Annotated in this window: 19 protein-coding genes; 12 read left to right on the top strand and 7 right to left on the bottom strand. The window is 60.0% G+C overall.

The features are described from left to right. Nucleotides 1-65: 65 nt before the first annotated feature. Nucleotides 66-1,817: an ATP-dependent nuclease gene (locus AB8B33_RS37095; RefSeq protein ID WP_439019300.1), complete on the top strand. Its 1,752-nt coding sequence runs from the start codon at nucleotides 66-68 to the stop codon at nucleotides 1,815-1,817. 5 nt (nucleotides 1,818-1,822) lie between these two features. Further along, on the top strand, nucleotides 1,823-3,244 hold the full coding sequence (locus AB8B33_RS37090) for a UvrD-helicase domain-containing protein (protein ID WP_439019299.1): 1,422 nt from the start codon (nucleotides 1,823-1,825) through the stop codon (nucleotides 3,242-3,244). Nucleotides 3,245-3,249: 5 nt separating this feature from the next. Here the strand turns inward: AB8B33_RS37090 and AB8B33_RS37085 are convergent, their stop codons facing one another. Beyond that, entirely contained in the window at nucleotides 3,250-4,344 is a 1,095-nt protein-coding gene (locus AB8B33_RS37085) for a hypothetical protein (protein ID WP_439019298.1), read from the bottom strand. Between the two features lie 86 nt (nucleotides 4,345-4,430). After that, nucleotides 4,431-5,579 carry an RHE_PE00001 family protein gene (locus tag AB8B33_RS37080; protein WP_439019297.1) on the bottom strand — a complete coding sequence of 383 codons (1,149 nt, stop codon included), beginning with the start codon at nucleotides 5,577-5,579 and terminating at the stop codon, nucleotides 4,431-4,433. 220 nt (nucleotides 5,580-5,799) lie between these two features. Here AB8B33_RS37080 and AB8B33_RS37075 point away from each other — a divergent pair, with 220 nt between their 5' ends. The 5 genes from AB8B33_RS37075 (at nucleotide 5,800) to AB8B33_RS37055 (ending at nucleotide 9,365) form a co-directional block, all read left to right on the top strand. Further along, complete coding sequence (locus AB8B33_RS37075; RefSeq protein WP_439019296.1) at nucleotides 5,800-6,042, top strand: type II toxin-antitoxin system Phd/YefM family antitoxin; 243 nt, start codon at nucleotides 5,800-5,802, stop codon at nucleotides 6,040-6,042. Continuing rightward, on the top strand, nucleotides 6,042-6,461 hold the full coding sequence (locus tag AB8B33_RS37070) for a type II toxin-antitoxin system VapC family toxin (protein WP_439019295.1): 420 nt from the start codon (nucleotides 6,042-6,044) through the stop codon (nucleotides 6,459-6,461). The genes AB8B33_RS37075 and AB8B33_RS37070 overlap by 1 nt, the downstream gene beginning before the upstream one ends. Further along, complete coding sequence (locus AB8B33_RS37065; RefSeq protein ID WP_439019294.1) at nucleotides 6,451-7,617, top strand: tyrosine-type recombinase/integrase; 1,167 nt, start codon at nucleotides 6,451-6,453, stop codon at nucleotides 7,615-7,617. Before AB8B33_RS37070 ends, AB8B33_RS37065 begins: the two co-directional genes overlap by 11 nt. Nucleotides 7,618-7,740: 123 nt before the next feature. Further along, nucleotides 7,741-8,859, top strand: a complete 1,119-nt coding sequence (locus AB8B33_RS37060; RefSeq protein ID WP_439019293.1) for a serine hydrolase domain-containing protein — start codon at nucleotides 7,741-7,743, stop codon at nucleotides 8,857-8,859. A gap of 302 nt (nucleotides 8,860-9,161) precedes the next feature. Continuing rightward, a complete protein-coding gene (locus AB8B33_RS37055) occupies nucleotides 9,162-9,365 on the top strand; it encodes a cold-shock protein (protein ID WP_439019292.1) in 204 nt (67 codons plus the stop codon). 112 nt (nucleotides 9,366-9,477) lie between these two features. Here the strand turns inward: AB8B33_RS37055 and AB8B33_RS37050 are convergent, their stop codons facing one another. The 5 genes from AB8B33_RS37050 to AB8B33_RS37030 form a co-directional block, all read right to left on the bottom strand. Beyond that, nucleotides 9,478-9,771 (bottom strand): DUF2934 domain-containing protein, encoded by a 294-nt coding sequence (locus tag AB8B33_RS37050; RefSeq protein WP_439019290.1) that lies wholly within the window; start codon nucleotides 9,769-9,771, stop codon nucleotides 9,478-9,480. Between the two features lie 553 nt (nucleotides 9,772-10,324). Next, nucleotides 10,325-11,611: a plasmid replication protein RepC gene (gene repC, locus AB8B33_RS37045; protein ID WP_439019289.1), complete on the bottom strand. Its 1,287-nt coding sequence runs from the start codon at nucleotides 11,609-11,611 to the stop codon at nucleotides 10,325-10,327. Nucleotides 11,612-11,766: 155 nt separating this feature from the next. Continuing rightward, nucleotides 11,767-12,774 carry a plasmid partitioning protein RepB gene (gene repB / locus AB8B33_RS37040; protein ID WP_439019288.1) on the bottom strand — a complete coding sequence of 336 codons (1,008 nt, stop codon included), beginning with the start codon at nucleotides 12,772-12,774 and terminating at the stop codon, nucleotides 11,767-11,769. Nucleotides 12,775-12,778: 4 nt separating this feature from the next. Continuing rightward, a complete protein-coding gene (gene repA / locus AB8B33_RS37035; protein ID WP_439019287.1) occupies nucleotides 12,779-13,972 on the bottom strand; it encodes a plasmid partitioning protein RepA in 1,194 nt (397 codons plus the stop codon). Nucleotides 13,973-15,404: 1,432 nt separating this feature from the next. Further along, nucleotides 15,405-15,722 carry a hypothetical protein gene (locus tag AB8B33_RS37030; RefSeq protein ID WP_439019286.1) on the bottom strand — a complete coding sequence of 106 codons (318 nt, stop codon included), beginning with the start codon at nucleotides 15,720-15,722 and terminating at the stop codon, nucleotides 15,405-15,407. A gap of 991 nt (nucleotides 15,723-16,713) precedes the next feature. Here AB8B33_RS37030 and AB8B33_RS37025 point away from each other — a divergent pair. Genes AB8B33_RS37025 through AB8B33_RS37005 form a run of 5 tightly spaced genes read left to right on the top strand, consistent with a single transcriptional unit; the run spans nucleotide 16,714 to nucleotide 21,404 of the window. After that, the gene (locus AB8B33_RS37025) at nucleotides 16,714-17,340 is read left to right on the top strand and encodes an acyl-homoserine-lactone synthase (RefSeq protein ID WP_439019285.1); all 627 of its coding nucleotides are present in this window, start codon (nucleotides 16,714-16,716) and stop codon (nucleotides 17,338-17,340) included. 9 nt (nucleotides 17,341-17,349) lie between these two features. Further along, entirely contained in the window at nucleotides 17,350-18,309 is a 960-nt protein-coding gene (trbB, locus tag AB8B33_RS37020) for a P-type conjugative transfer ATPase TrbB (protein ID WP_439019284.1), read from the top strand. Continuing rightward, nucleotides 18,299-18,667: a TrbC/VirB2 family protein gene (locus AB8B33_RS37015; protein WP_439019283.1), complete on the top strand. Its 369-nt coding sequence runs from the start codon at nucleotides 18,299-18,301 to the stop codon at nucleotides 18,665-18,667. The genes trbB and AB8B33_RS37015 overlap by 11 nt, the downstream gene beginning before the upstream one ends. Next, nucleotides 18,667-18,966: a conjugal transfer protein TrbD gene (locus AB8B33_RS37010; protein ID WP_439019281.1), complete on the top strand. Its 300-nt coding sequence runs from the start codon at nucleotides 18,667-18,669 to the stop codon at nucleotides 18,964-18,966. Before AB8B33_RS37015 ends, AB8B33_RS37010 begins: the two co-directional genes overlap by 1 nt. Before the next feature lie 8 nt (nucleotides 18,967-18,974). Beyond that, a complete protein-coding gene (locus AB8B33_RS37005; protein WP_439019333.1) occupies nucleotides 18,975-21,404 on the top strand; it encodes a conjugal transfer protein TrbE in 2,430 nt (809 codons plus the stop codon). Nucleotides 21,405-21,425: the final 21 nt, after the last annotated feature.

Below are 21,425 nucleotides of genomic sequence, written 5' to 3'. Positions count from 1 at the left end.
CCATCACCAGACGGCGAATCTGGTGATACTTAAGATTGAGAAGTAAAAGCGGAAAGGCGAGACCGGTGGCTGTAGTTCGAGAGGTCGAGATTAGGAACTTTCGCCGCATCTCCTATTTGAAGTGGTGGCCCAACCCCGGCATCAACTGCCTAATCGGACCGGGAGACAGCGGCAAATCAACCATCCTCGACGCGATCGATCTTTGCCTGAGCAGTCGGCAAAACTTCGCCTTCACCGATGTAGATTTCCATCTCGGCAACATCTCAGAGCCAATAACGATCGATATCACATTGGGCGACCTCGATGACGAGCTCCGCAATCTAGAGACCTATGGACATTTTTTTCGAGGGTGGGATTTCTCCACCGGCCAGCTGCACAATGAGACAAGCGCATCGCTCGAAACGGTTCTCACCGTTCGTTTGATAGTCCGCGATGACTTGGAACCTCAGTGGCTGCTTTTCTCGCCTGGCCCCGCGGCTGAGGGTCGGGAGAAAAACCTCCAGTGGAAGCATCGACAAAAGATTTCGCCCGTCCGGCTGGGCGCGATCGCCGCCCATCATATGGCGCTCGGGCCGAGATCGGTTCTCGGCAAGCTGTCGACAGATGCGACGCAGGCGTCCGCCGCGCTTGCATCGGCATCCAGGCAGGCCAGACAAGCGTTTGCCGATCAGGGGTGCCAAGGCGTTGACACAATTCTCGAAGCCTCGAAACGGATCTCAAATGAGATGGGTATCAAGGTCGACGAGGTTAAAGCCCTACTCGATGCCAAAGGCGTTGCGCTGTCGGGAGGAGCTATTTCGTTGCACGATCAAGACCAGATTCCTTTGAAGAATCTTGGTTCAGGCTCATCACGTTTGTTGGTGGCTGGTCTCCAGAGAGCGGTTGGTCGCTCGTCAATCTTCATCGTGGACGAGGTCGAGTTCGGTCTAGAGCCCTACCGCATTGTGAGGCTTCTGGATTCACTCGGCGCCAAGCGAAACGACCAAAGCCAACAGGTCTTTTTAACAACCCATTCCCCTATCGTGCTGCGAGAGTTGGCCGCAGTCCAGCTGTTTGCCGTACGCTCACACACCCAGACGATTTCGCACGAAAATCCCGCTCGCAAGATAACGCAAAACTGGATGACGACACTTGGAGGAGATGAGTCGGCACAAAAAACGCTTCGCGCCTGCGCGGAGGCCTTCTTGGCTCCAAGCGTTATCGTCTGTGAAGGAAAAACAGAAATCGGGTTGATCAGGGGCATCGATCTCCACCGGCAGGACGCAGCTCTTCCCAGTATGTTGGCGCATGGTTGCCATTGGGCCGACGGTGGTGGATCATCGATGATCGAACGAGCCCACATCTTTGCGCGGATGGGATACCGGACCGCGTTGCTAATGGATTCGGACGTGACCTATGGAACGGATGTCTACGCTGCGCTGCAGACGGCCGGGGTCAGCGTATTCCGGTGGTTAGATGGCTATTCCACCGAAGCAGCCCTGTTTGCATCGATCCCGGGCAGCCACATCCCTGCGCTTCTGGGCATTGCTTGCGACTGGCGCACTGCTGATTCTGTCGACAGCAAGATTCGAAACGTGAGCGGCAACCAATATAGTCTGCAGAGCTGCTGCTCCAGTTTCACGGAAGTGATGCGCCCGATCCTCGGCAAATGTGCCGGCGACGGAAAATGGTTCAAGGACATCGAGCCAGCAGAGCGAGCGCTCCGAGAAGTTGTCTCGCCAGTTTGGACGCAAGCAAACTCATTGCTCACTGGACCGATCGACCAACTTTGGCAGTGGATATCTCCAGTGCCGAATCCACCCCGCAATTCCGGTTAAGGTGCATGGTCACGGTCGCCGAAATCATTGAAGCAAGACGCGGTCACATCGAGGCACCAGCCGGATGCGGGAAGACCGAGCTCATTGCGGGCTGCGTCGCCGGCGGGTCCTTGAAGCCGACCCTGATCCTTACACACACGACGGCTGGCGTGGCGGCACTTCGCCAGCGACTGAAGCGCGGAAATGTCCCAGCGGCGAACTATCGTCTGAACACCATAGCCGGCTGGGCGCTTTCAATCATCGCAATGTTTCCAGAACGAGCGGGCTACAGACATAACCCGCTCGCTGCACCAGACTATACGGCCATTCAGTCATCCGTTGGCACACTCTGTCGATCGGGAGACATCGCGCGCGAGATAGCGGCGACGTATGGTCGGCTCTTGGTCGACGAGTATCAAGATTGCTCGATCAGCCAGCACGCAATCGTCAGCGGGATTGCAAATGCCATTCCGACAGTTGTGTTCGGCGATCCGATGCAAGCAGTTTTCGGATTCGGAGCGGATCCCCTCGCCGACTGGAACAGCAATGTTGCCTCGACGTTTCCGCGGATCGGGCATCTCGGAACGCCGTGGCGTTGGAACAATGCCGGAGCGAACGACCTCGGCAATTGGTTGCTTGGTGTGCGCGGGCTGCTTCAGCAAGGGTTGAGCATTGACCTTAGATCCTGTCCGGGCCGCGTCTTTTGGCACCCACTCGGCGGAGTTACCGCGGCCGCGATCACCGAGCAGATTAAGGTACAATACGACATCTCGCGTGAGCATCCGAATGACAGCATTCTCATCGTCGGCGATTCGAAGCTTGCCGAGTCTCGGCACAGCTATGCGAGCCGCGCTTACGGCGTGAGCGTGGTGGAACCTGTAGATTTTGGGGACGTTGTTGGATCCGCATTAAGCATGAATGGACGAAGCGGAACATCGCTGCTTCACGCCTGTATCGGTTTTCTGATCAAGGTGATGACGAATGTCTACGGCGACAAGCTATTGGCTCGCCTGCAATCTATCGAGGCTGATAGAAACAGGACGTTACCGACGCCGCCAGAAACAGCGGCGATAGCGCTCACCCGCAACGGGGGTTACGCCGAAGCAGTTGGCTTCATGAAGGCGATGGCGGCAGATCGTGACAGGCGCGTCTATCGTCATAGTGCCTTCAACATCATGGTCGACGCGCTGTCGAGTTCCGCCGCGACCCGCCGCGATCTCGGAGAGACCATTGCGGCCTTGAGAGAACAGCAACGACACGCCGGGCGCGTCATTCCAACGAAGGCAGTCGGCTCGACCCTATTGTTGAAAGGTCTCGAGGCTCATCATGCCATCATCTTGGATGCGGACCGACCGGGCAATGTCATGTCGAGAGAGCACCTGTACGTTGCGCTTTCGCGAGGCGCCCGCTCTATCCATGTCTTCTCCAGAAATCCAATCTTGCCATAAGGACGTCAGAGGTTCGGCTTGGGTGACAGGGCCTGCTGATCCAGGAATGACGCGACAATCTTCTGAGCGTCGCTTTCCGACATCTGAGCACGGAGAACATGTGACCCCGACACGATTGTATTGGAAACTGCGGGCAAATTTGCCATGATGAGTGGATCCGCGATCCACTTTGTCACATCCTGGCCCTGCAACCCAGATCCGGAGACATGATCCTGAAATTTTACGAGAAATCGAGCTGCACTATCGTCACTTCCACGTACAGCGGCAAAAAGCATCGTCCCAAGAATCCCGTTTGAAACGGTGATTGCGGAGTTCGACCGGTCCCGGCGCTTGGCAACCTCGTGGTAATAGAGGCCGGCGCCAACAGCGTCTTCCAGTCCTTCGATCATATTCTGAGCCTTCAGCATTAAGACCGGAAAAGTAACGGTCCAAATGCCGCTCATGGCGGGACCTTCATCCTCTGTGAAAATTCGATCAACAAGAATTTTGGTGGCCGTTCCTGCGGCCACGAGAGCGTCGATCTTTTGACGATGCTCCGGCTTAAGACGACGGCCAGCTTCATCAATGAGAAATATGTAATGACACTGTACAACCCCCTGTTGGGCGAAGGCATCCGCGATTTCGCAGACGGCCCGACCTGAGACAACGGTATCGATGAATATGAAGCGACCTGAGCCGCCGCCCTTAATATTTGTCGAGCCCATTGCCAGCTCCCCCGACAACGAGCGGAGAAAAAGGTGAAACTGCAGGGCCGGATCATGTCCATCACGTCTTACCATCGCAGCAACCACACGTGACCAATATCGCCTGATGACTGATGAAGGGATTGGAAAATCGTCCGCGACGTCGGCTGTAAACGGAACGTAGAGTTCCTCTATCGGTTTGAGACGCGGGGCAGCCGGATCAAAGTCAGCGTATTTCTCGTTGCGCAATGCGTGAGCGTAGCTCCAGGCGCCGTCGACAAAGGGGCTCGCACCTCGCGAGGGTATGACCAGGAGATCATATCCGCTTGTGCGAAGACGTTCTATGCAAAGGTGAACATCTGCGCAGGCCTGCGCGTAGGAACGAACCATCTCTATCGTTATGGAGCGAACGTCCATCCAACTCATCCTTCATCGCCAGATTCACGAGTTCTGCTTCTATCTGCGTCCGGAGCGCCCTGTCTGCGGCGCAATAAGAGGATGACCTACAAAATCCCCCACGCCCGAAACCTCCCCCTCCCGGTCATCTCCCTGAGCCCCAGCTCCGCCACGATCCGCCGCGCCGCCTGCGGCGTGACCTCCAGCGTTTTCGCCACCATCCCGGCCGACACCAATGGCTTCGCCATCACCAGCTCGACCAGTTCCGGCAGTTTTGAAGACGTGCGCCGCCCCTCCAGCTTCCGATCCATCATCGTCTTCGCCAGCGTCAACCGGTAATGTTCTTTCATGCCGATCTCGGCGGCCGCCAGAAATCCGTGGGCGATGGCGAGCAGCCGGGTTTCGCGGTCGCGATGCCGGCGCCGATCGACGCGAATGGTTTTGAGGCCGAGATTGATGGCGGCGAGATGGGCGCCGGTGGTGATGCCGGCCTGTCGCAGGATCGAGGCGCAAAACAGCCGGCCGAGCCAGGACGCATGCTGCAGCACCGACAGCTCATTCCAGGCATCGAGGGCGACGATCGCTTGCAGCACCGCCGGCAGGTTTTCGGCCTGGCGCAATACGCCGCGCCATTCGTCGAGCCGGCCATCCTCATCCCAGTCGAGATCATAGACCAGTGGATCCTTCTCGGAAGCACGGCTGCCACCGGCGCGACTAGGTCGGGTGGCGTCCTCGATGGCCGACTCCGACCGCGCCAGCACCGCATCGATAGCGGCATAATCGACGCCGGGTAGATCATTGGCGTCGTCACCACCATCCCCCTCCCCCTCCGGATCGATGTTGACCGCGCGACGTTCGGTGCCGCCGCCTACCCCTGCCTCAGCGCCGACCGGATTAATGTCCGACATCTGTCGCAGATTTCGGATACCGTCTGCGGACAGTGCCCAGTTCGGCGACTGAGCGGCGATGCGCTGGCGCGTACGAAGAACGTCGCGGGCGATGGTCAGTTCGTGGGTGGGCGTGCGGATGTCGCGGGTGGCGTCGTGGAGGACGAGGTCTTCGAGATGGACGAGTTCGCCGTCGATCCACAGCGAGGCGCAAGCGTCGGCAAAATGCGATCGTTCAATCAGGCCCTTGCCGACCGTTGAGCGGGCGATGCGCTCGTCCAGACGCGCGAGTGCGATACCGGCGCGAAAAGCCGGTTCCATCAGGGGTGTCATGCTGATTTTCGCGAGATCGTAAGCCATTGAAATCATCGTAAATGATTTCTTACAGGAACTCTATCTAATAATTGTGGTTCCTCAGATGGTATGATTGTGGGTTGGGCATCTAACCATCGATAAGTATCAAGTATCGATAGTGATATGGTTAGAGCTTGACCAACTTATGGAAACGGCCATATGATCGCCCAGAATGTCGAAAGCGGTGCAAATCACCGTCTGCTCGACGACAGACGCAAGCTCTGGAGCATCCATCATGACCGTTACCGTCAAGGTCGCCGAAGCCAAAACCCATCTGTCGGAGCTGCTGGCGAAAGTCGAAGCCGGCGAAGAGGTGATCATCTCGCGCGGCAACACGCCTGTCGCCAGGCTTTCGCGCATCCGCCGCGACAACGACGTCGATGCGCTGATCGCCGAGATCAAGGCCCAGCGCGGTGGCCGGCAAGCCACCACACAGGAGGAAATCCGCGAATGGCGCGATGAAGGAAGGCGCTACTGATGGCCTTCGTTCTCGATGCCTCCATCGCCGCCGCCTGGTTTCTTCCCGATGAACAACACGACGCCGCCGATCGACTGATGTCGGAGATGCGTTCGACAGTGGGTCTCGTGCCGGCATTGTTCTGGTTCGAGACACGCAACCTGTTTCTGGTGGCCGAGCGACGTGGTCGGCTCAAGCAGGGCGAACCGCTGCTACTGATGACACAGCTGCGAGGGCTGCCGCTAGAGGATGCGGGATCGGGAGGGGACGGCCTCGTCCTGGAACTGGCGACCCGTTACACGCTGTCCGCATACGATGCGAGTTATGTCGCGCTAGCCAGGACGCAAGGTTTACCTTTGGCGACCGGCGACCGGAAAATGGCGACCGCCGCCCGCGGTGAAGGGATCACCATCGTTGGGCCGCTCGAGCATGAGCACTGACCTGTCGCCTTCAGGAAACGCCGTTTCGAAGCGTGTCGAAGAACTCGATGCGCTCGACGCGATCCTTCCCTTCGATCGCCGCGACCAGCTGGCAACGCTGTTAACTGACGATGATGTCGCCACGCTCAAGCATCTGGCAAACCAAGGCATGGGCGACAATACGCTGAGAGCGCTTGCCTCCGACCTCGGCTATCTCGAGGCCTGGTGCGACCTTGCTACCGGCGCTCCCCTCCCCTGGCCCGCGCCCGAAAGCCTATTGCTCAAATTCGTCGCCCATCATCTCTGGGACCCGGCCGAGCGTGGCGAGGATCCGAGCCACGGCATGCCAGCCGACGTCGAGGCGGGATTGCGAGACAAGGGTCTGCTGCGCGCCGACGGGCCACACGCGCCCGACACCGTACGCCGACGACTGACCTCCTGGTCGATCCTGACACGTTGGCGCGGTTTGATTGGCGCGTTTTCAGCGCCATCGCTGAGGACCGCATTGCGGCTGGCCATTCGCGCCGCGCCGCGGCAACGCCGCCGCAAGAGCAAAAAGGCGGTCACCGGCGATGTCCTGGCGAAACTGCTGGCCACCTGCGGCGGCGATCGCCTGGTCGATATTCGCGATCGCGCATTACTCCTGACTGCCTTTGCCTCTGGCGGTCGCCGGCGTTCCGAAATCGCCGCCCTGCGCATCGAGGATCTTGTCGATGAGGAGCCGGTGCATGCCGATCCGAAGAGTGCCGCCTCCCCTCTCCTGCCGTGTCTGACACTTAACCTCGGCCGCACCAAGACGACGGCGGTTGAAGACAAGGCTCATGCCATTCTGATCGGCCGACCAGTTGAGGCTCTGAAGCGATGGATTGCCGAGGCGTCGATCAAGGCAGGCCCGATCTTCCGCCGTATCGACCAATGGGGCAATGTCGACAGGCGGGCGCTGACACCGCAGTCGGTCAATCTGATCCTCAAGAGCCGCTGCGCGCTGGCCGGCCTGGATCCGGAAGGATTTTCGGCCCACGGGTTGCGATCGGGATACCTGACCGAGGCCGCCAATCGTGGCATTCCGCTGCCCGAGGCAATGCAGCAGTCGCACCATAAGTCGGTAACGCAGGCGGCGAGCTATTACAACAATGCCGATCGAAAGCAGGGTCGGGCAGCTCGATTGATCGTGTGAGCCGCCGCATCGACGAATACTTGTAGTTCTACACGACACTATCGGCGCTGCGCTGCCTTGCGGAACAAAGCAGGACATGTCGTTCTGTGCCTGCTTATTCGGAAGCACAGGAGGATGGTTACGATGAAGACGCAGATCGACGCGGTTATCGAAAGAGCGATTATGGCCGGCAAAATCGTCGGCACCGTCGTGATCGTCATCAAAGACGGAGAGACCGTCTATAGCCGCGCTGCTGGTTATGCTGATCGCGAAGTCGGAAGACCCACTCAAACGCGGACCATTTTCCGCCTCGCTTCTGTGACAAAACCGCTCGTGGCAGCAACCGCTCTGGCTCTTGTCGACAAGGGGAGGCTGTCGCTTAGCGACCTCGCACGAGATTATCTCCCCTATTTTCGTCCGAAACGGCCGGACGGGGAGGTAGCCGATATCACCATCCACCACCTTCTGACGCATACAGCAGGTCTTAGCTATGGCGCAGATCCGAAAACCACACCACCAGAGCGGATGTTCAATGCCGGCCTTGCCGACACAGATTTCGATTTCGAGGAAAACTTCAGCCGACTGTCGACCTTTCCGCTCTTGGCCGCGCCGGGCACGCTTTGGTCTTACTCAATCGCTATCGACATTCTTGGGGCAGTTATCGCCCAAATCGAAGCGTCTAGCCTGGATGAAGCAGTCCGTCATCATGTGACGGAGCCGCTGGGGATGAAGGATACCGGTTTCTCGCTCAGTGATCCGGAGCGGCTTGCCACACCCTATGCCGACGCCAGTCCGGCGGCCATCAGAATGGGGGATCGTCATCTGGTTCCGGATAATGACGGCAATATGCTGACTTTTGCGCCGACCCGGCTGTTCAATCCAAAAGCTTTTCAGTCCGGCGGTGCTGGCATGGTGGGCACAGCTCCGGATTTAATTGCATTTCTCGAAGCTGTTCGTCGCGGTGGCGCGCCCGTTTTGAAGGACGAAACGGCGAAGGCGGCGCTTCTCAACCAGATCGGCAATATCCCGCGCCTAGGCGAACCGGGGCAAGGCTTCTCCTTTTTGGGCGGGGTGATCCAGGACACGGTTTTGGCAGAGGTTCCGATGTCGAGGGGGTCGATAACGTGGGGCGGAGTTTACGGACACAGTTGGTTTATAGATCCCGTGAAAGGCATTTCCGCTGCGATCATGTCCAACACGGCGGTAGAAGGCTGCCTAGGAGCTTATCCGCGAGATATCGCTCGGGCGATCTACGACGCCTGACGCCTATCGCGCGAAACGGTATAGAAGCTTTGCGAGAACGACGTGGCCCCATGGCTGCTGCGTACCCCAACGAGGCGCAAGCAGCAGGTCGTATCCACCCAAACCCAATTCTGCGCAGAAGTTTGTTGCCTGTCAATCTTAGGCTGGGCTAGAGCCCGTTTTGGGGTCGATAGCCGCCGCCCCCCTTGCACGCAAACAGGCCACTGTCTTCAAGCAACTCGAAGGCTCGGCCTGGGTTGATCCAGAAGAATGCGAGGGCTACGGTTGTCGCTCCACAACAAATGCAAACACACGAGGATGTCATGCCGACTGGCAAGGTTAAGTTTTTCAATCAGGACAAGGGCTTCGGCTTCATCACGCCGGAAAGCGGAGGACCTGATGTGTTCGTCCATGTCTCCGCGCTGGAGTACGGCGATGCGCTGAAGGAAGGCCAGAGCGTCTCCTATGATCTCGGCCAGGACCGGAAGACCGGCAAGTCGAAGGCGGAAAACGTCAGATCACTCTGATCTGCACGAGATTTATGAGCGAGACAACTGATTGCGGGGCGCCCATCAAGGCGCCCCGCTTCTGTAAGGCCCATACGCCTGTCGACCGGACTGCCGCTCGCACTCAAACCCGTCAGTGTTTGGTGAGGCCCGCGACAGGCTTGCCAGCTTTCGGCGGTGGGGTTGTCGTTGGAACGCTCTGGGCGCCGCCTTTGGATCTGCTTGCGACCTTTGGCTTTGCCGCCTCGTCGGAGCTTGTGGCCTTCTTCGCGCGCGGCTTCTTGGCCGGCCGGCTGTCGGCGTCGGCACTCGCGGCGATTTCCTGAAATGCCTGAAGCCAGTGCCTCATATCCTCTCCGTTCGGACGACCTTCCCGCTCCCAGATTTCATAGGCGCGCCGTCTGATACGGTCTTCCTTGACTGACATCGTCGTCCTCCACTTGCTCATCCTGTCCGGATGAGCCAGATGGCACTGCAACCCGCGTCGACAACGGTGTTGCACGCTTTTCTAGCCTTGGCCGCCATCACGAAATCGCGATTGTCGGATCCATCCTGACGTTTGCTCCGACCTTGTGCCGGTCAGCCCCCTCCCCTCCTCAGGTTTCGGCTCACCACGGGCCGGTTCGATCGCTTGAGCCGCCGTTAACCATGTTTGCGACGCCCGTGGCTCTTGGAGAATTCGAGTGACTGCCGGTTCACGACTGCAGCTCGAAAAGTGGACCCATCTCATCATGCCTATGGTCCCTTCCAGGCGCTCTGGTCATGTGGAACCTCTTCACCGCCTCCGCATTATCGTGTGCTTCAACATGGACAGTGTCATGGACCATCAGACCCTTCTCGCTACCACCTTCGCCCCTGCATCTTTCGCTCTTGTCTGCTGGCAAGCGAAAGCCTGATGGATAACGCTTGCCGGAGATCCCGGATCCGACTGTCGCGAGGGCGGAAAGGCTGCGGACGTCCAGCACTGCGGCAGGACCGCCTTAGCCAGTCCCAGCACGCCTGCTCCCATTCCCGCTGCTGCGATAAAGCGCCATCAGCATGGGACCAAGCGCAAACTCACCGCGTTCCGCACGCCTCGTCAGGTCGCGCAGATAACCGCCCGCCGAATTGATGTGGCCTCCCCTCTCCAGGATGCAGGCGATCACGGTCGCTGCATTTTCCGCACCCATCGTTTCGCAGGCATCCTGATAGGCAGATGGGCTAACGCCGAGCATCGAGCGGACGATGACCGCCGCCGCCATCAGATCCCGCCAGCTGCCGATCGCGCCGCCCGCCGCGTAGTCGGATATTTGCGGGCATGCCTGCACGACGAGCCCGAGAGGGAAGGATTTCAGGTCACCGCTGGCTTGTCCCCTCCCCCTTTCTGTCGCCATGCCCTTGCTGCCGTCCTGCTGCCGTCTCGTCTCGGCATTCGGCCCGTTGTTGTCCTCGGCTTTCGCGCCCAGCTTCGTTTCGAAGCCAGGTTCAAGTTCAGAAATAGAGTCGGGTTTTGAATTCTGTATGTGCCGCTCATTTTGAATGGCATTGCCGCTTGTTTTTCTGGAATCCAGCAGATTTTCCAACTGGTTGACCACATCTTCGCGCAGTTGTTCCATGTCTTCGAGGGCTTCTTCGAGTTCCGAAGCGGCAGGATGGCGCGAAAGGGCACCAACAATACCCTGCTGATAGAGGATAACGGCCTCCCAATCGCCGGAGAGCGCCTCCTCAAGCGCCGTTTCAACGAGCTTTGAGATATCCCGCCGGCAGAGCGTCAGGCGCTCACGCAGGCGCTGAAGATGCATCCGATCGGCAATGACTTGGGCGGCCAGAATCTCGATCTCTTCGGAGCGCGCAAGCAACGGCGCCAGCGAGAAGCCGAACGCGTCCTCCACCGTTCCCGACCTGTCCTTATGCGCATAGCGCTTGCCGTTCGGGCTGTCCTTTCGGATCAGCAGCCCGGCACCAATCAGCCCGGCAAGATGCCGTCGGATCGTTTGCTCGGCCATGCCATGGGCGCGCAGAGACAGCTGCACGTTCGATGGAAATACGACAAGCCCGTTTTCTTCCGATAGCTCGTTTCTCGGATAGAAGCTCAGAAGGGCGTTCATGACGGCGAGCGCCCTGTCGGACACGCCGAGCAGCGGCCGCGCTTCACAGAGGGCCCGATACAGTTTCCATTTGTCGACCGATTTGTCCGGTTCGATCCGGCGCGACGCCACCTGGCTTGAAAACATGCCAAGCGTCATCGGCCGCCGCCCAAAGGGCGTCGTCACATTTCCACTCTCCATTTTCTTTCACCCTCTATCAGGCAAAAGAAAGCCGCTCGCCAAACTGACGCTCAAAGACTCTTGACTGCGATTCGGGGAAATGCGATTCTCAAGTTGCTACAGATGAGAGAGGCTTCCACGACGGCGACGTTTGGGGGCCTTTTTCTTTTGCTTTCCTAAGCTCCTCTGTCTTGCTGATATTCCGCATAGAGACGCTTGAGCCTCTCCTGCACGAATTCGTCGAAACCGGGCGCTGCCTTGCTGTCGAAGACAAAGGTTGCGGTTGCCGGCGTACGTTTAAATTTCACCGGAAGGTCGGCGATCTGCGTCGATTTGGCGACAGGCTTCGGGCCTGTCTCCTTCTTCGTCGCCAAGCCGAACACCTGATGGAACCGGTCATTGCTGGAGAGGCTGCGCATGTAGTCCGCGGACAACATTGCCACCAGCCCATCGATATCCTTGCCTTCCAGATGCTCGCCGAACTCCAGCCAGCGCCGGCGGCCAATTTCCGGCGCAGCACCGATCGCACTGATCAGCACAAACGGCACCTGGCGCGTGATGACGCGCATTTTCGAAAGTGCCGCCCTGTCGACGTTGAGCGCCGCCATCACGACATCGTTGCTAAAGCCCTTCTCCTCGAGCCGATGCGCAAACAGCGCCCGCTCGATATAGGAGAGGTCTGTACGGGAATTGTTTTCCTGGCCCTGGCTGACGACGAGCTGACCATCGGTCAAGGTCCGTACGATCGCCTTGACCTTTATCCCGAGCGCCTTTGTTGCGGCGAGGCGACGATGACCGAAGGCGACCTGATAACGCCCTTTGGCGTCCGGGTGCGGACGCACCAGGATCGGCACCTGCTGGCCATGCTCGCGGATCTGTTCAATCAGCTGCGCCAATTCGCCAGCGTCGACTTCGAGTCTGTCGGCGACGAAGGATGCGTCGATCAGCGCCGTATCGAGTTCCACCACCGTCTGACCTTCCGCCAGCTGGCGTTCCAGATCATTGGCCCGCTCCACCTTTTCGGTGATACTGCCGAGCGTCTTGGTGATGCCGCCGACCGGGCCGCCGCTGCGTGTCTGCGGGATGAAGCCGGCGATCGGCCGGCTGTCGCGTGGCGACACTGCGGCCTGTTCGGGACGGGCTTCATGGGGGTTTGAGACTTCGATGAGATTCTTGCGCGCCATTCAGCTATCTCCTGCCCCAGGTCGAGCGGATATGAGCCTCGATCTCACCATTGACGAGGTTCATCGATTCCAGTGCCCGGTCGTAAGTGCCGCGTGTGAACTGCGATCGATCGACCTCATAGAGCGTCTGCTTGGTGACGCCGGCATCGGCGATTGCGGTGGATTTCAGCATCGCGTTCTGCAGCATGCGATTGCCGAAAATCGCCCGCATGAAACCGGTCATCTGGCTCTGCGGGCCATCATTAGGCTCGAAGCGGGTGACGAGATAACGCATCCAGTCATAGCTCGTTCGTCCCCCTGCCCTTTCGACGACTGTCATCAGCTCGCTGGTCATGGTCAGGAACTGCGACATCGACATGACGTCGAGCATCTGCGGATGAACCGTGATCAGCACGGATGTTGCAGCACAGAGCGCCGACATGGTGAGAAAGCCCAGCTGCGGCGGGCAGTCGATGACGACGACATCGTAGAGGCTCTCGATATCGGTCAGCGCCTGACCGATCCGGGCAAAGAACAGGGACTCGGCCGTGCCGCCCGCCATTGCCTTTGGCGTCTCATGTTCGAATTCCATCAGTTCCAGGTTGCCCGGAATGATATGGAGGTTCGGCGTATAGGTCGAGCGCACGACCTCGGAGATCGGCACCGGACTGTCGTAGCGGATGGCGCCGTAAATCGTTTCCCCCTCGCCGACGTCAAGCTCGGGCTGGTGGCCGAAGAGCGCGGAGAGTGAGGCCTGCGGATCGAGATCGATGGCAAGGACGCGATAGCCACGCAGCGCGAGATATTGTGCCAGATGCGCCGCCGTCGTCGTCTTGCCGGAGCCCCCCTTGAAGTTCATGACCGAAACGACCTGCAGCTTTTCAGCGCCGCGCCGGGCCGGTACATATTTTGGCGTGCCATTGCGGTCGTCCAGCGCCTGGCGAATTCGGTTCATGTCGTCTGCGTCGTACTGGCGCCGCCCGTTGGCGAGTGGATCCGGTCCGTGGCCGTCCTTGGCAATCTGGCGAAGATAGCCTTCGCCAATGCCAATGAAGGAGGCGGCCTCCGCCGGAGAAAACACTCGCATGGTCTTTTGCGACAGCGGCGGGAAGATTTTCGCCTGGTGCTGCTGAAGCTGATAGGCGAGTTCCTGAGCGTCCGTTGCCAGTAGCGACGGAAGGTGCTCTTGATCGTCTTTCAGAACTGGATTCGCTAGCATCGTGGTTTCCAACTTAATTGCGCAATTTTCGGGAATAGGGCATCAACTGCGCAGTTATATTATCGCGCGATTCGTTACCGATTTACAAACGCTTAACCATAAGCCTATCCACAGGGTCTTTTGACCTCGCTTTCCCAATAAAACGGCGCTCCTCCACAAACGCTGTCGCAGTGATCAATCTGTTCACGCGCCGCGACGCGATACGGATTCAAAGGGTGCCATCACGATTGGTGTTCTGCGCAATTCCACGCAAGAAACGACGATAAGCGAAAGCCCCTTGGCGTCATCCCCGCGAATATGAGGGGACGCGGACATGGTGCACCGCTGAACGCAGCCGCCAGCGAAATGTAGTCCGCGGACTACAAGGATAGTGATTTTGCCGACGCGACGGCGAGGCCTCGTCTGGATCGGTTACACTCACCGGCCATTCCTGTTGCATCACTGAACGCGACAGCCAGCGATGTAGTCCGCGGACTACAAGAACGGCGATCCTGCCGGCGCGACAGCGGGGTGTAGATGCAATCGGTTACGCTCACCAGCCATTTCTTGCCACATCGCTGAGCGCGGTCGCGGATGATGTAGTCCGCGGACTACAAGGACGGTGATCGTGCTGACACGACGGCGAGGGCTCGATCGGATCGGTCGCGATTGGCAACCTTCTCCGTTGCGAAGCTGGCATCGCTGAACGCGACAGCCAGCGGTGTAGTCCGCGGACTACGAGGACGGCGATCTTGCCGACACAACGGCCAGGGCTCGATTGGATCGGTCGCGCTTGGCGACCTTTTCCGTTGCGAAGCTGAACGCCTCCACCGGCGATGTAGTCCGCGGACTACAGGGATAGCGATCTTTCCGGCAATGGCGGGATCTCGATTGGATTGGTTGCGCTTGGCAGCCATTTCCTGCCGCAAACCTGTCGTGACTACCCTCGATAGCGGTTGGTGCAGCCCCCGCTGCGCTCTACGAGACGTCCTTTAGGGCGTGATCGGTGCCGAACTTGAGAGCACTCGGGTCTAACCGTGCATCCAGATCCGAAAAACGATCAAGCCAGCGCTTACCACAGATATCGAGCAGAGAGCAGTCGGAGGACTGCGCGACGTCTTCGCCGAAAAGGAGGGTCTTCGTTTCGATGAGCGGCATCTCCGTCCGGCTTCAGCGACTTGCTTCCGTCCGGGTATCGATCGAATCGCTCATGACAATGTCGCGCATTATTCACCGGATCGCCCCGACGGACAGGCAGGAGAACATGCGGCGCGCTAGATGATGGAACGACAGATGAGGGCAGGGGACGTTCGCGGAACCGGCAATCGACAGGGTGGGGATGGTTTGGTCGTGGTCGGGTTGGTGCGGCCTGCGTCGTCCTTTTGACCGCGAAGGAAGGCCAGCCCTCTTCAGCACGACAGCTACCGGCCTCGGGTCGGCCCGGCTGGGCGACTCAGGCCTGGACCCCCGGCCCTTGCGCTCTAAAATGTAGGCGCAGGTCCCCGTTGCGATGCGGGCGGTAGTAGCGGTGATGGTATTGCCGATGGCGATGCTCCCGCCAGCGCCGTTCGGCGCGCCAATCCCGGTGCCAGCGATGGTGACGCCGGTAATGTCGGTTGTGACGATGGCGGCCCGGAACGATCTCAATCTTATCGGCGGCCACAACAGGTGCCGGTGCCGCAGCTCGCGGCATCGCAGCAGCAGGCTCAACCGCAACAAAGGCCGAACCAAGCGAGAGCACGGCCGCAAAGGCAAAGTGAGGAATTTTCATAGCGCATCTCCTTGATGTCTCATGACCAAGGGGGCCCGACCGGCATCAACTCGCTCTGACACGTGGTTCACGTCGGGTTCATGGCCACAACTCCGCTGGCCAGCGTCGTAGAGGCCGAGCCAAGCGCGCGTGAGCCAAAGCGGTTCCTGAAAAGCAACGTCATCCCCGGTCTCGGCTATCTCCTCGCAGCGTTTGTCAGTCGACCGATCCGTCGTCCCCTGCCCGGTCCGCGATGGTCTCGCTTCCTACCGACGCCTTGCACCTCGATCCGGATGGAGAAAGAGCGCGCGAACCCTTCGTCGCTGCGGCATACGCACCGGTGGAGCTTTACTGGGGCGGGTTGCCATGAATGGGGTGAAGAGATCCGGTCGATCGATGACAAAAAGTGCTGGATGCATGGCGGTTCGTTTCGGCAGATCGACAGGACCTCCAGGCAGATACCTGTGCGCCACATCAGCGCTGGCAATCGCCCATTCGAATATTGGATTTTCCTATAAGCCTTGCGTGTTTGACAGCCGAACTATCAATGGACGAGATCAGTGTTTTTGTATGGAGGGATCACCTCTCTCGACGCGCGATTATAGGTCCCGCGATTCATCTGGGCGATTGTAACGTTGATCGATCTGTTTCATGTTGCCGGCATCCGCGTCTCTATCGGCCTCAGCACGTCGGTATTCAGCAGGCATCCGCGAAACATGGTTTCGCGTGAAGATGGCTTAAAAATCCATCGATATCGAAGCCCAAAAACGCTGAGAGCGGCTACACACCAGCATGGCTAGCGGAAGCGAACGGCGATTTGGCTTCCGCGTGGCGAAATAGAACTACTAACTCATATGGTTAATGAACCGAAAATTGTGGAATGCTGATGGATCGTCTACCAAAAGCCCGATGCGCCATCCGCGCCGACCAGTCCCCCTCACATCGGAGGGTCTGACAAGCGGCAGGCGTCGTGGTTTGCATAGCCGCACCTCAACAGGCGCGGAGAACGATTATGTTTGCGACGGCAGTGACACCGGCAGAGGCAGCATCAGGATCCTGTCTTCTCGACAGCATGTTTCGCCTCAGGGCGCGCGTCTTCGACGCAAGGCTCAAATGGCAGGTAACGGTGACGGAGGGCAGGGAGCGCGACCACTTCGATGCGCTCGCGCCCCATTACATCGTCATCGTCGGAGGAGAGGGCGAGGTCGTCGCCTCGGCACGGCTGCTGCCGGCACTGGGTGCGACAATGCTTTCGGATGTGTTTCCTGAACTGATTGGAAACAGACCCTTCCTGCCGCATGAACGCATGGTCGAAAGTTCAAGATTCTGTGTCGATACGCAGGCGGAGTCGGCGCCTGGCCCCTTCGGGCTGAGCCTTGCGACCGTCTTCCTGTTTGCCGGCATTCTCGAATGGTGTCTGGCGAGCGGCATGACGGAAATCGCAACGGTCACCGACCTGCGCTTCGAGCGGATCCTGAAGCGTGTCTCCTGGCCGCTTGCGCGCTACGGCGAACCGCGCCTGATCGGCGCCGTGCGCAGCATCGCCGGAAGCCTGCCGGTGTCGCAGGGCCAATTCGAGGCGGTGCGGCCGCCCGGCTATTGCTCGCGTCTTGCGCCCGGCTTTCGCGATGCCGCGTAGGGGTGAACGATGGAAGCGCGTTCTCTCCCGCGCCTGGTGCGCAAGCTCGAGGAAGCTCTTGGTCCGTCACTCCTGGGAGCGCTCACCGATCCATCGGTCAGCGAGATCATGCTCAATCCCGACGGACGTCTCTTCATCGAGCGTCTCGGAGCTGGCATCGCTGCGGCAGGCGAGATGGAGGAGGGGAGGGCCGAGATCATCATCGGCGCCGTCGCCCATGTCCTGAATACGCAGGTCGACATGGGGCGTCCGATCGTGTCCGGCGAACTGCCGATCGGTGGTCACCGTTTCGAGGGCCTGCTTCCGCCAATCGTAACGTCTCCTGCCTTCTCGATCCGCCGCCGCGCCTCCCAACTCATACCGCTCGACGACTACGTGGCATCGGGCATCATGACCGAACGGCAAGCCGGCATCCTGCGTGAGGCCGTGCGGGCGCGACACAACGTGGTCGTCTCGGGCGGCACCGGATCGGGCAAGACGACGCTTTCCAACGCCATCATTGCCGAGATTGCCGTCCATTGCCCCGGCGATCGCCTCGTCATCCTGGAAGACACGAGCGAGCTTCGATGCGCAGGCGCCAACGTGGTGGCACTGCGGACCAGCGACGATGTCGGCATGGCAGAGCTCCTCAAGAGCACCATGCGCCTGCGACCCGATCGCATCATCGTCGGCGAGGTGCGCGACGGTGCCGCACTCACGCTTTTGAAAGCCTGGAATACCGGCCATCCGGGTGGCGTCACCACCCTTCATGCCAATACCGCTCGCTCGGCGCTCCAGCGCCTCGAGCAATTGACGGCAGAAGCCAGTCGCCAGCCGATGCGGACAGTCATCGGCGAGGCCGTCGACCTCGTCGTCTCGATCGAACGGACCCCGGAAGGCAGGCGTGTCAAGGATCTCCTTCACGTGAAGGGCTTTGATGACGGCGCCTATCACCTCAAACCCCATGTGGAGGAACGTCATGCAGCCTAGTCATCGTACCGCCCTGACCGGGTCGGCCTTCCTGGCGCTCGCCGCCCTCGCTCGGCCGGCCCTTGCGGGGTCCGCAGGCGGCCTGCCCTGGGAGGCGCCCCTCGAACAGATCCAGGAATCGATTACGGGTCCCGTCGCCGGCTTCATCGCCCTTGCGGCGGTCGCCGTTGCCGGCGGCATGCTGATCTTTGGGGGTGAACTCAACGATTTCGCGCGGCGGCTGATGTATGTCGTCCTCGTGGCCGGCGTCCTTCTTGGCGCAACCCAGATCGTCGCCCTGTTCCAGGCGACGGGTGCCTCTGTTGGCATCGCCGCCGACGTCGCGCAAGTGGCGCAGGAGAGGGGAGGGGAGAGATAATGGCCCCGTCCATCTCCAGCCTGCAGACCAACCGCATCCATCGCGCCCTGTCGAGGCCTAACCTTTTGATGGGCGCCGACCGCGAACTGGTCCTCGTCACCGGCCTTGCCGCCATCGTCCTCATCTTTGTCGTCTTGACCGTCTACTCGGTCCTCATCGGCATCGCGATCTGGGCTGCGATCCTTGGCCTGCTGCGTCGGATGGGCAAGGCCGACCCGATGATGCGGCGGATCTATCTGCGTCACCTGCGCTACCGACCTCGCTACCGGGCGACGTCGACGCCCTGGCGAAGTGCTTGAGGCCGACCATGGTGGCGCTACGACTTTTCCGCCATGCCGGACCGTCCTTTGCCGACCTCGTTCCCTATGCCGGCCTCGTTGATGAAGGCGTGCTGCTCCTGAAAGACGGCTCGCTGATGGCCGGCTGGTATTTTGCCGGTCCGGATTCGGAAAGCTCCACCGATGGGGAACGCAACGAGGTTGCTCGACAGATCAATCAGGTGCTGGCGCGCCTCGGCTCCGGATGGATGATCCAGGTCGAAGCGATCCGCGTTCCGACCGCCGACTATGCCGCGCCCGCGCGCTCGTATTTTCCCGATCGCGTCACACGCGCGATCGACGAAGAACGCCGGCGGCATTTCGAAGCCGAGCGCGGCCATTTCGAAAGCCACCACGCGATCATCCTGACCTACAGGCCGGCCGAGCCTCGCCGCTCCGCTCTCACGCGCTACGTCTATTCCGAAACCGGTAGCCGAAAGCAGACGCATGCCGACATCGCACTTGCAGCCTTCAAGGCGGCAACACGCGAGATCGAGCAATATCTGGCAAATACGCTATCGATCCGCAGGATGAAGACACGGGCGGCGGTCGTCGGCGCCAACACGGTGCGCTATGACGAACTCCTGCAGTTCGCCCGCTTCTGCATTTCAGGCGACAACCATCCGGTCCGGCTGCCAGACGTGCCCATGTATATCGACTGCATGGTGACAGCCGAAATGGAGCACGGCCTGACGCCGAAGATCGACAATCGTTTCGTCGCGGTCGTGGCCATCGACGGATTGCCGGCCGAAAGCTGGCCCGGCATCCTCAACAGCCTCGACCTGATGGCGCTTGCCTATCGCTGGTCGTCACGCTTCATCTTCCTCGATGCCGAGCAAGCGAGGGAGAGGCTGGAGCGCACCAGAAAGAAGTGGCAGCAGAAGGTGCGGCCGTTCCTCGACCAGCTCTTCCAGACACAAAGCCGCTCGATTGACCAGGACGCGCTGTCGATGGTGGCCGAAACGGAGGACGCAATTGCGCAGGCTGCTTCCGAGCTCGTCGCCTACGGTTACTACACGCCGGTCATCGTGCTGTTCGACGATCATGCCGAGAGCCTGGAGAAGAAGGCCGAAGGCGTTCGCCGGGTGATACAGGCCGAGGGTTTCGGCGCCCGGATCGAAACGCTCAACGCCACCGACGCCTTTCTCGGCAGTCTGCCTGGCAACTGGTACTGCAATGTTCGCGAGCCGTTGATCACGACACGCAATCTTTCCGACCTCGTACCGTTGAACTCGGTATGGACGGGCAATCCGACCGCCCCCTGTCCCTTCTACGAGGCGGGCGCTCCGCCGCTGATGCAGGTCGCCTCCGGCTCGACACCCTTCCGCCTTAACCTGCATGCCGACGATGTCGGTCACACCTTGATCTTCGGCCCGACCGGTTCGGGAAAGTCGACGCTGCTCGCGTTGGTCGCCGCCCAGTTTCTTCGCTACAGGGATGGCCAGCTCTTCGTCTTCGACAAGGGCTGTTCGATGCTGCCGCTCACCCTTGCCGCCGGCGGAGATCACTACGAGATCGGCGGGGAAGGGGAGGGGAGTGACCTGAGTTTCTGCCCGCTTGCGGAGCTGTCGAGTGAAGCCGATCGGGCCTGGGCAAGCGAGTGGATCGAAACGCTCGTCGGCCTCCAGGGCATTGCCGTCACACCGGATCACCGCAATGCGATTGCGCGGCAGATCGCGCTGATGGCCAATTCTTCCGGACGCTCGCTGTCGGACTTCGTCAGCGGCGTGCAGATGCGCGACCTGAAGGAAGCGCTGCGCCATTACACGGTCGATGGACCTATGGGCCAGCTCATCGACGCAGAAAGCGACGGCCTGACGCTTGGCCATTTCCAGACTTTCGAGATCGAGCAGCTGATGACCATGGGCGAGCGCACGCTGCTTCCTGTCCTCACCTACCTCTTCCGGCGCATCGAAAGGCGGCTTTCCGGCGTGCCGAGCCTGATCATCCTCGACGAAGCCTGGCTGATGCTCGGCCATCCGGTGTTTCGCGAAAAGATCCGGGAGTGGCTAAAAGTGCTCCGCAAGGCCAATTGCGCCGTCGTGCTTGCCACGCAATCGATCTCGGATGCCGAGCGATCGGGCATCATCGATGTTCTGAAGGAAAGCTGCCCGACGAAGATCTGCCTGCCGAACGGATCTGCCCGCGACATCGGGACGCGCGAATTCTACGAGCGGATCGGCTTCAACGAGCGCCAGATCGAGATCGTCGCCACGGCGAGGCCAAAGCGGGACTATTACATCGTCTCTCCCGATGGCCGGCGCCTCTTCGACATGGCGCTCGGACCGCTCACCCTTTCTTTCGTAGGCGCCTCGGGCAAGGACGACCTCAAGCGTATCCGCGCGCTCCGCAACGAGCATGGAAACGACTGGCCATCTGTCTGGCTCAAGGGGAGGGGAGTGTCCCATGTCACGATCTAGACGCGGCTTTCTCGCAGTCTC

The sequence above is a fragment of the Rhizobium sp. 768_B6_N1_8 genome, assembly GCF_051811225.1.
Taxonomy (GTDB): Bacteria; Pseudomonadota; Alphaproteobacteria; order Rhizobiales; family Rhizobiaceae; genus Rhizobium.
This window is presented reverse-complemented; position numbering and strand designations above follow the sequence as displayed.

Coding starts and splice junctions, on each gene's coding strand:
- AB8B33_RS37050 (WP_439019290.1), bottom strand. CDS start 9,771: ATGTCAGTCAAGGAAGACCGTATCAGACGGCGCGCCTATGAAATCTGG.
- AB8B33_RS37025 (WP_439019285.1), top strand. CDS start 16,714: ATGTTTGCGACGGCAGTGACACCGGCAGAGGCAGCATCAGGATCCTGT.
- AB8B33_RS37065 (WP_439019294.1), top strand. CDS start 6,451: ATGAGCACTGACCTGTCGCCTTCAGGAAACGCCGTTTCGAAGCGTGTC.
- AB8B33_RS37060 (WP_439019293.1), top strand. CDS start 7,741: ATGAAGACGCAGATCGACGCGGTTATCGAAAGAGCGATTATGGCCGGC.
- repC (WP_439019289.1), bottom strand. CDS start 11,611: ATGGAGAGTGGAAATGTGACGACGCCCTTTGGGCGGCGGCCGATGACG.
- AB8B33_RS37010 (WP_439019281.1), top strand. CDS start 18,667: ATGGCCCCGTCCATCTCCAGCCTGCAGACCAACCGCATCCATCGCGCC.
- repA (WP_439019287.1), bottom strand. CDS start 13,972: ATGCTAGCGAATCCAGTTCTGAAAGACGATCAAGAGCACCTTCCGTCG.
- AB8B33_RS37055 (WP_439019292.1), top strand. CDS start 9,162: ATGCCGACTGGCAAGGTTAAGTTTTTCAATCAGGACAAGGGCTTCGGC.
- AB8B33_RS37030 (WP_439019286.1), bottom strand. CDS start 15,722: ATGAAAATTCCTCACTTTGCCTTTGCGGCCGTGCTCTCGCTTGGTTCG.
- AB8B33_RS37015 (WP_439019283.1), top strand. CDS start 18,299: ATGCAGCCTAGTCATCGTACCGCCCTGACCGGGTCGGCCTTCCTGGCG.
- AB8B33_RS37005 (WP_439019333.1), top strand. CDS start 18,975: ATGGTGGCGCTACGACTTTTCCGCCATGCCGGACCGTCCTTTGCCGAC.
- AB8B33_RS37070 (WP_439019295.1), top strand. CDS start 6,042: ATGGCCTTCGTTCTCGATGCCTCCATCGCCGCCGCCTGGTTTCTTCCC.
- AB8B33_RS37090 (WP_439019299.1), top strand. CDS start 1,823: ATGGTCACGGTCGCCGAAATCATTGAAGCAAGACGCGGTCACATCGAG.
- repB (WP_439019288.1), bottom strand. CDS start 12,774: ATGGCGCGCAAGAATCTCATCGAAGTCTCAAACCCCCATGAAGCCCGT.
- trbB (WP_439019284.1), top strand. CDS start 17,350: ATGGAAGCGCGTTCTCTCCCGCGCCTGGTGCGCAAGCTCGAGGAAGCT.
- AB8B33_RS37075 (WP_439019296.1), top strand. CDS start 5,800: ATGACCGTTACCGTCAAGGTCGCCGAAGCCAAAACCCATCTGTCGGAG.
- AB8B33_RS37080 (WP_439019297.1), bottom strand. CDS start 5,579: ATGATTTCAATGGCTTACGATCTCGCGAAAATCAGCATGACACCCCTG.
- AB8B33_RS37085 (WP_439019298.1), bottom strand. CDS start 4,344: ATGGACGTTCGCTCCATAACGATAGAGATGGTTCGTTCCTACGCGCAG.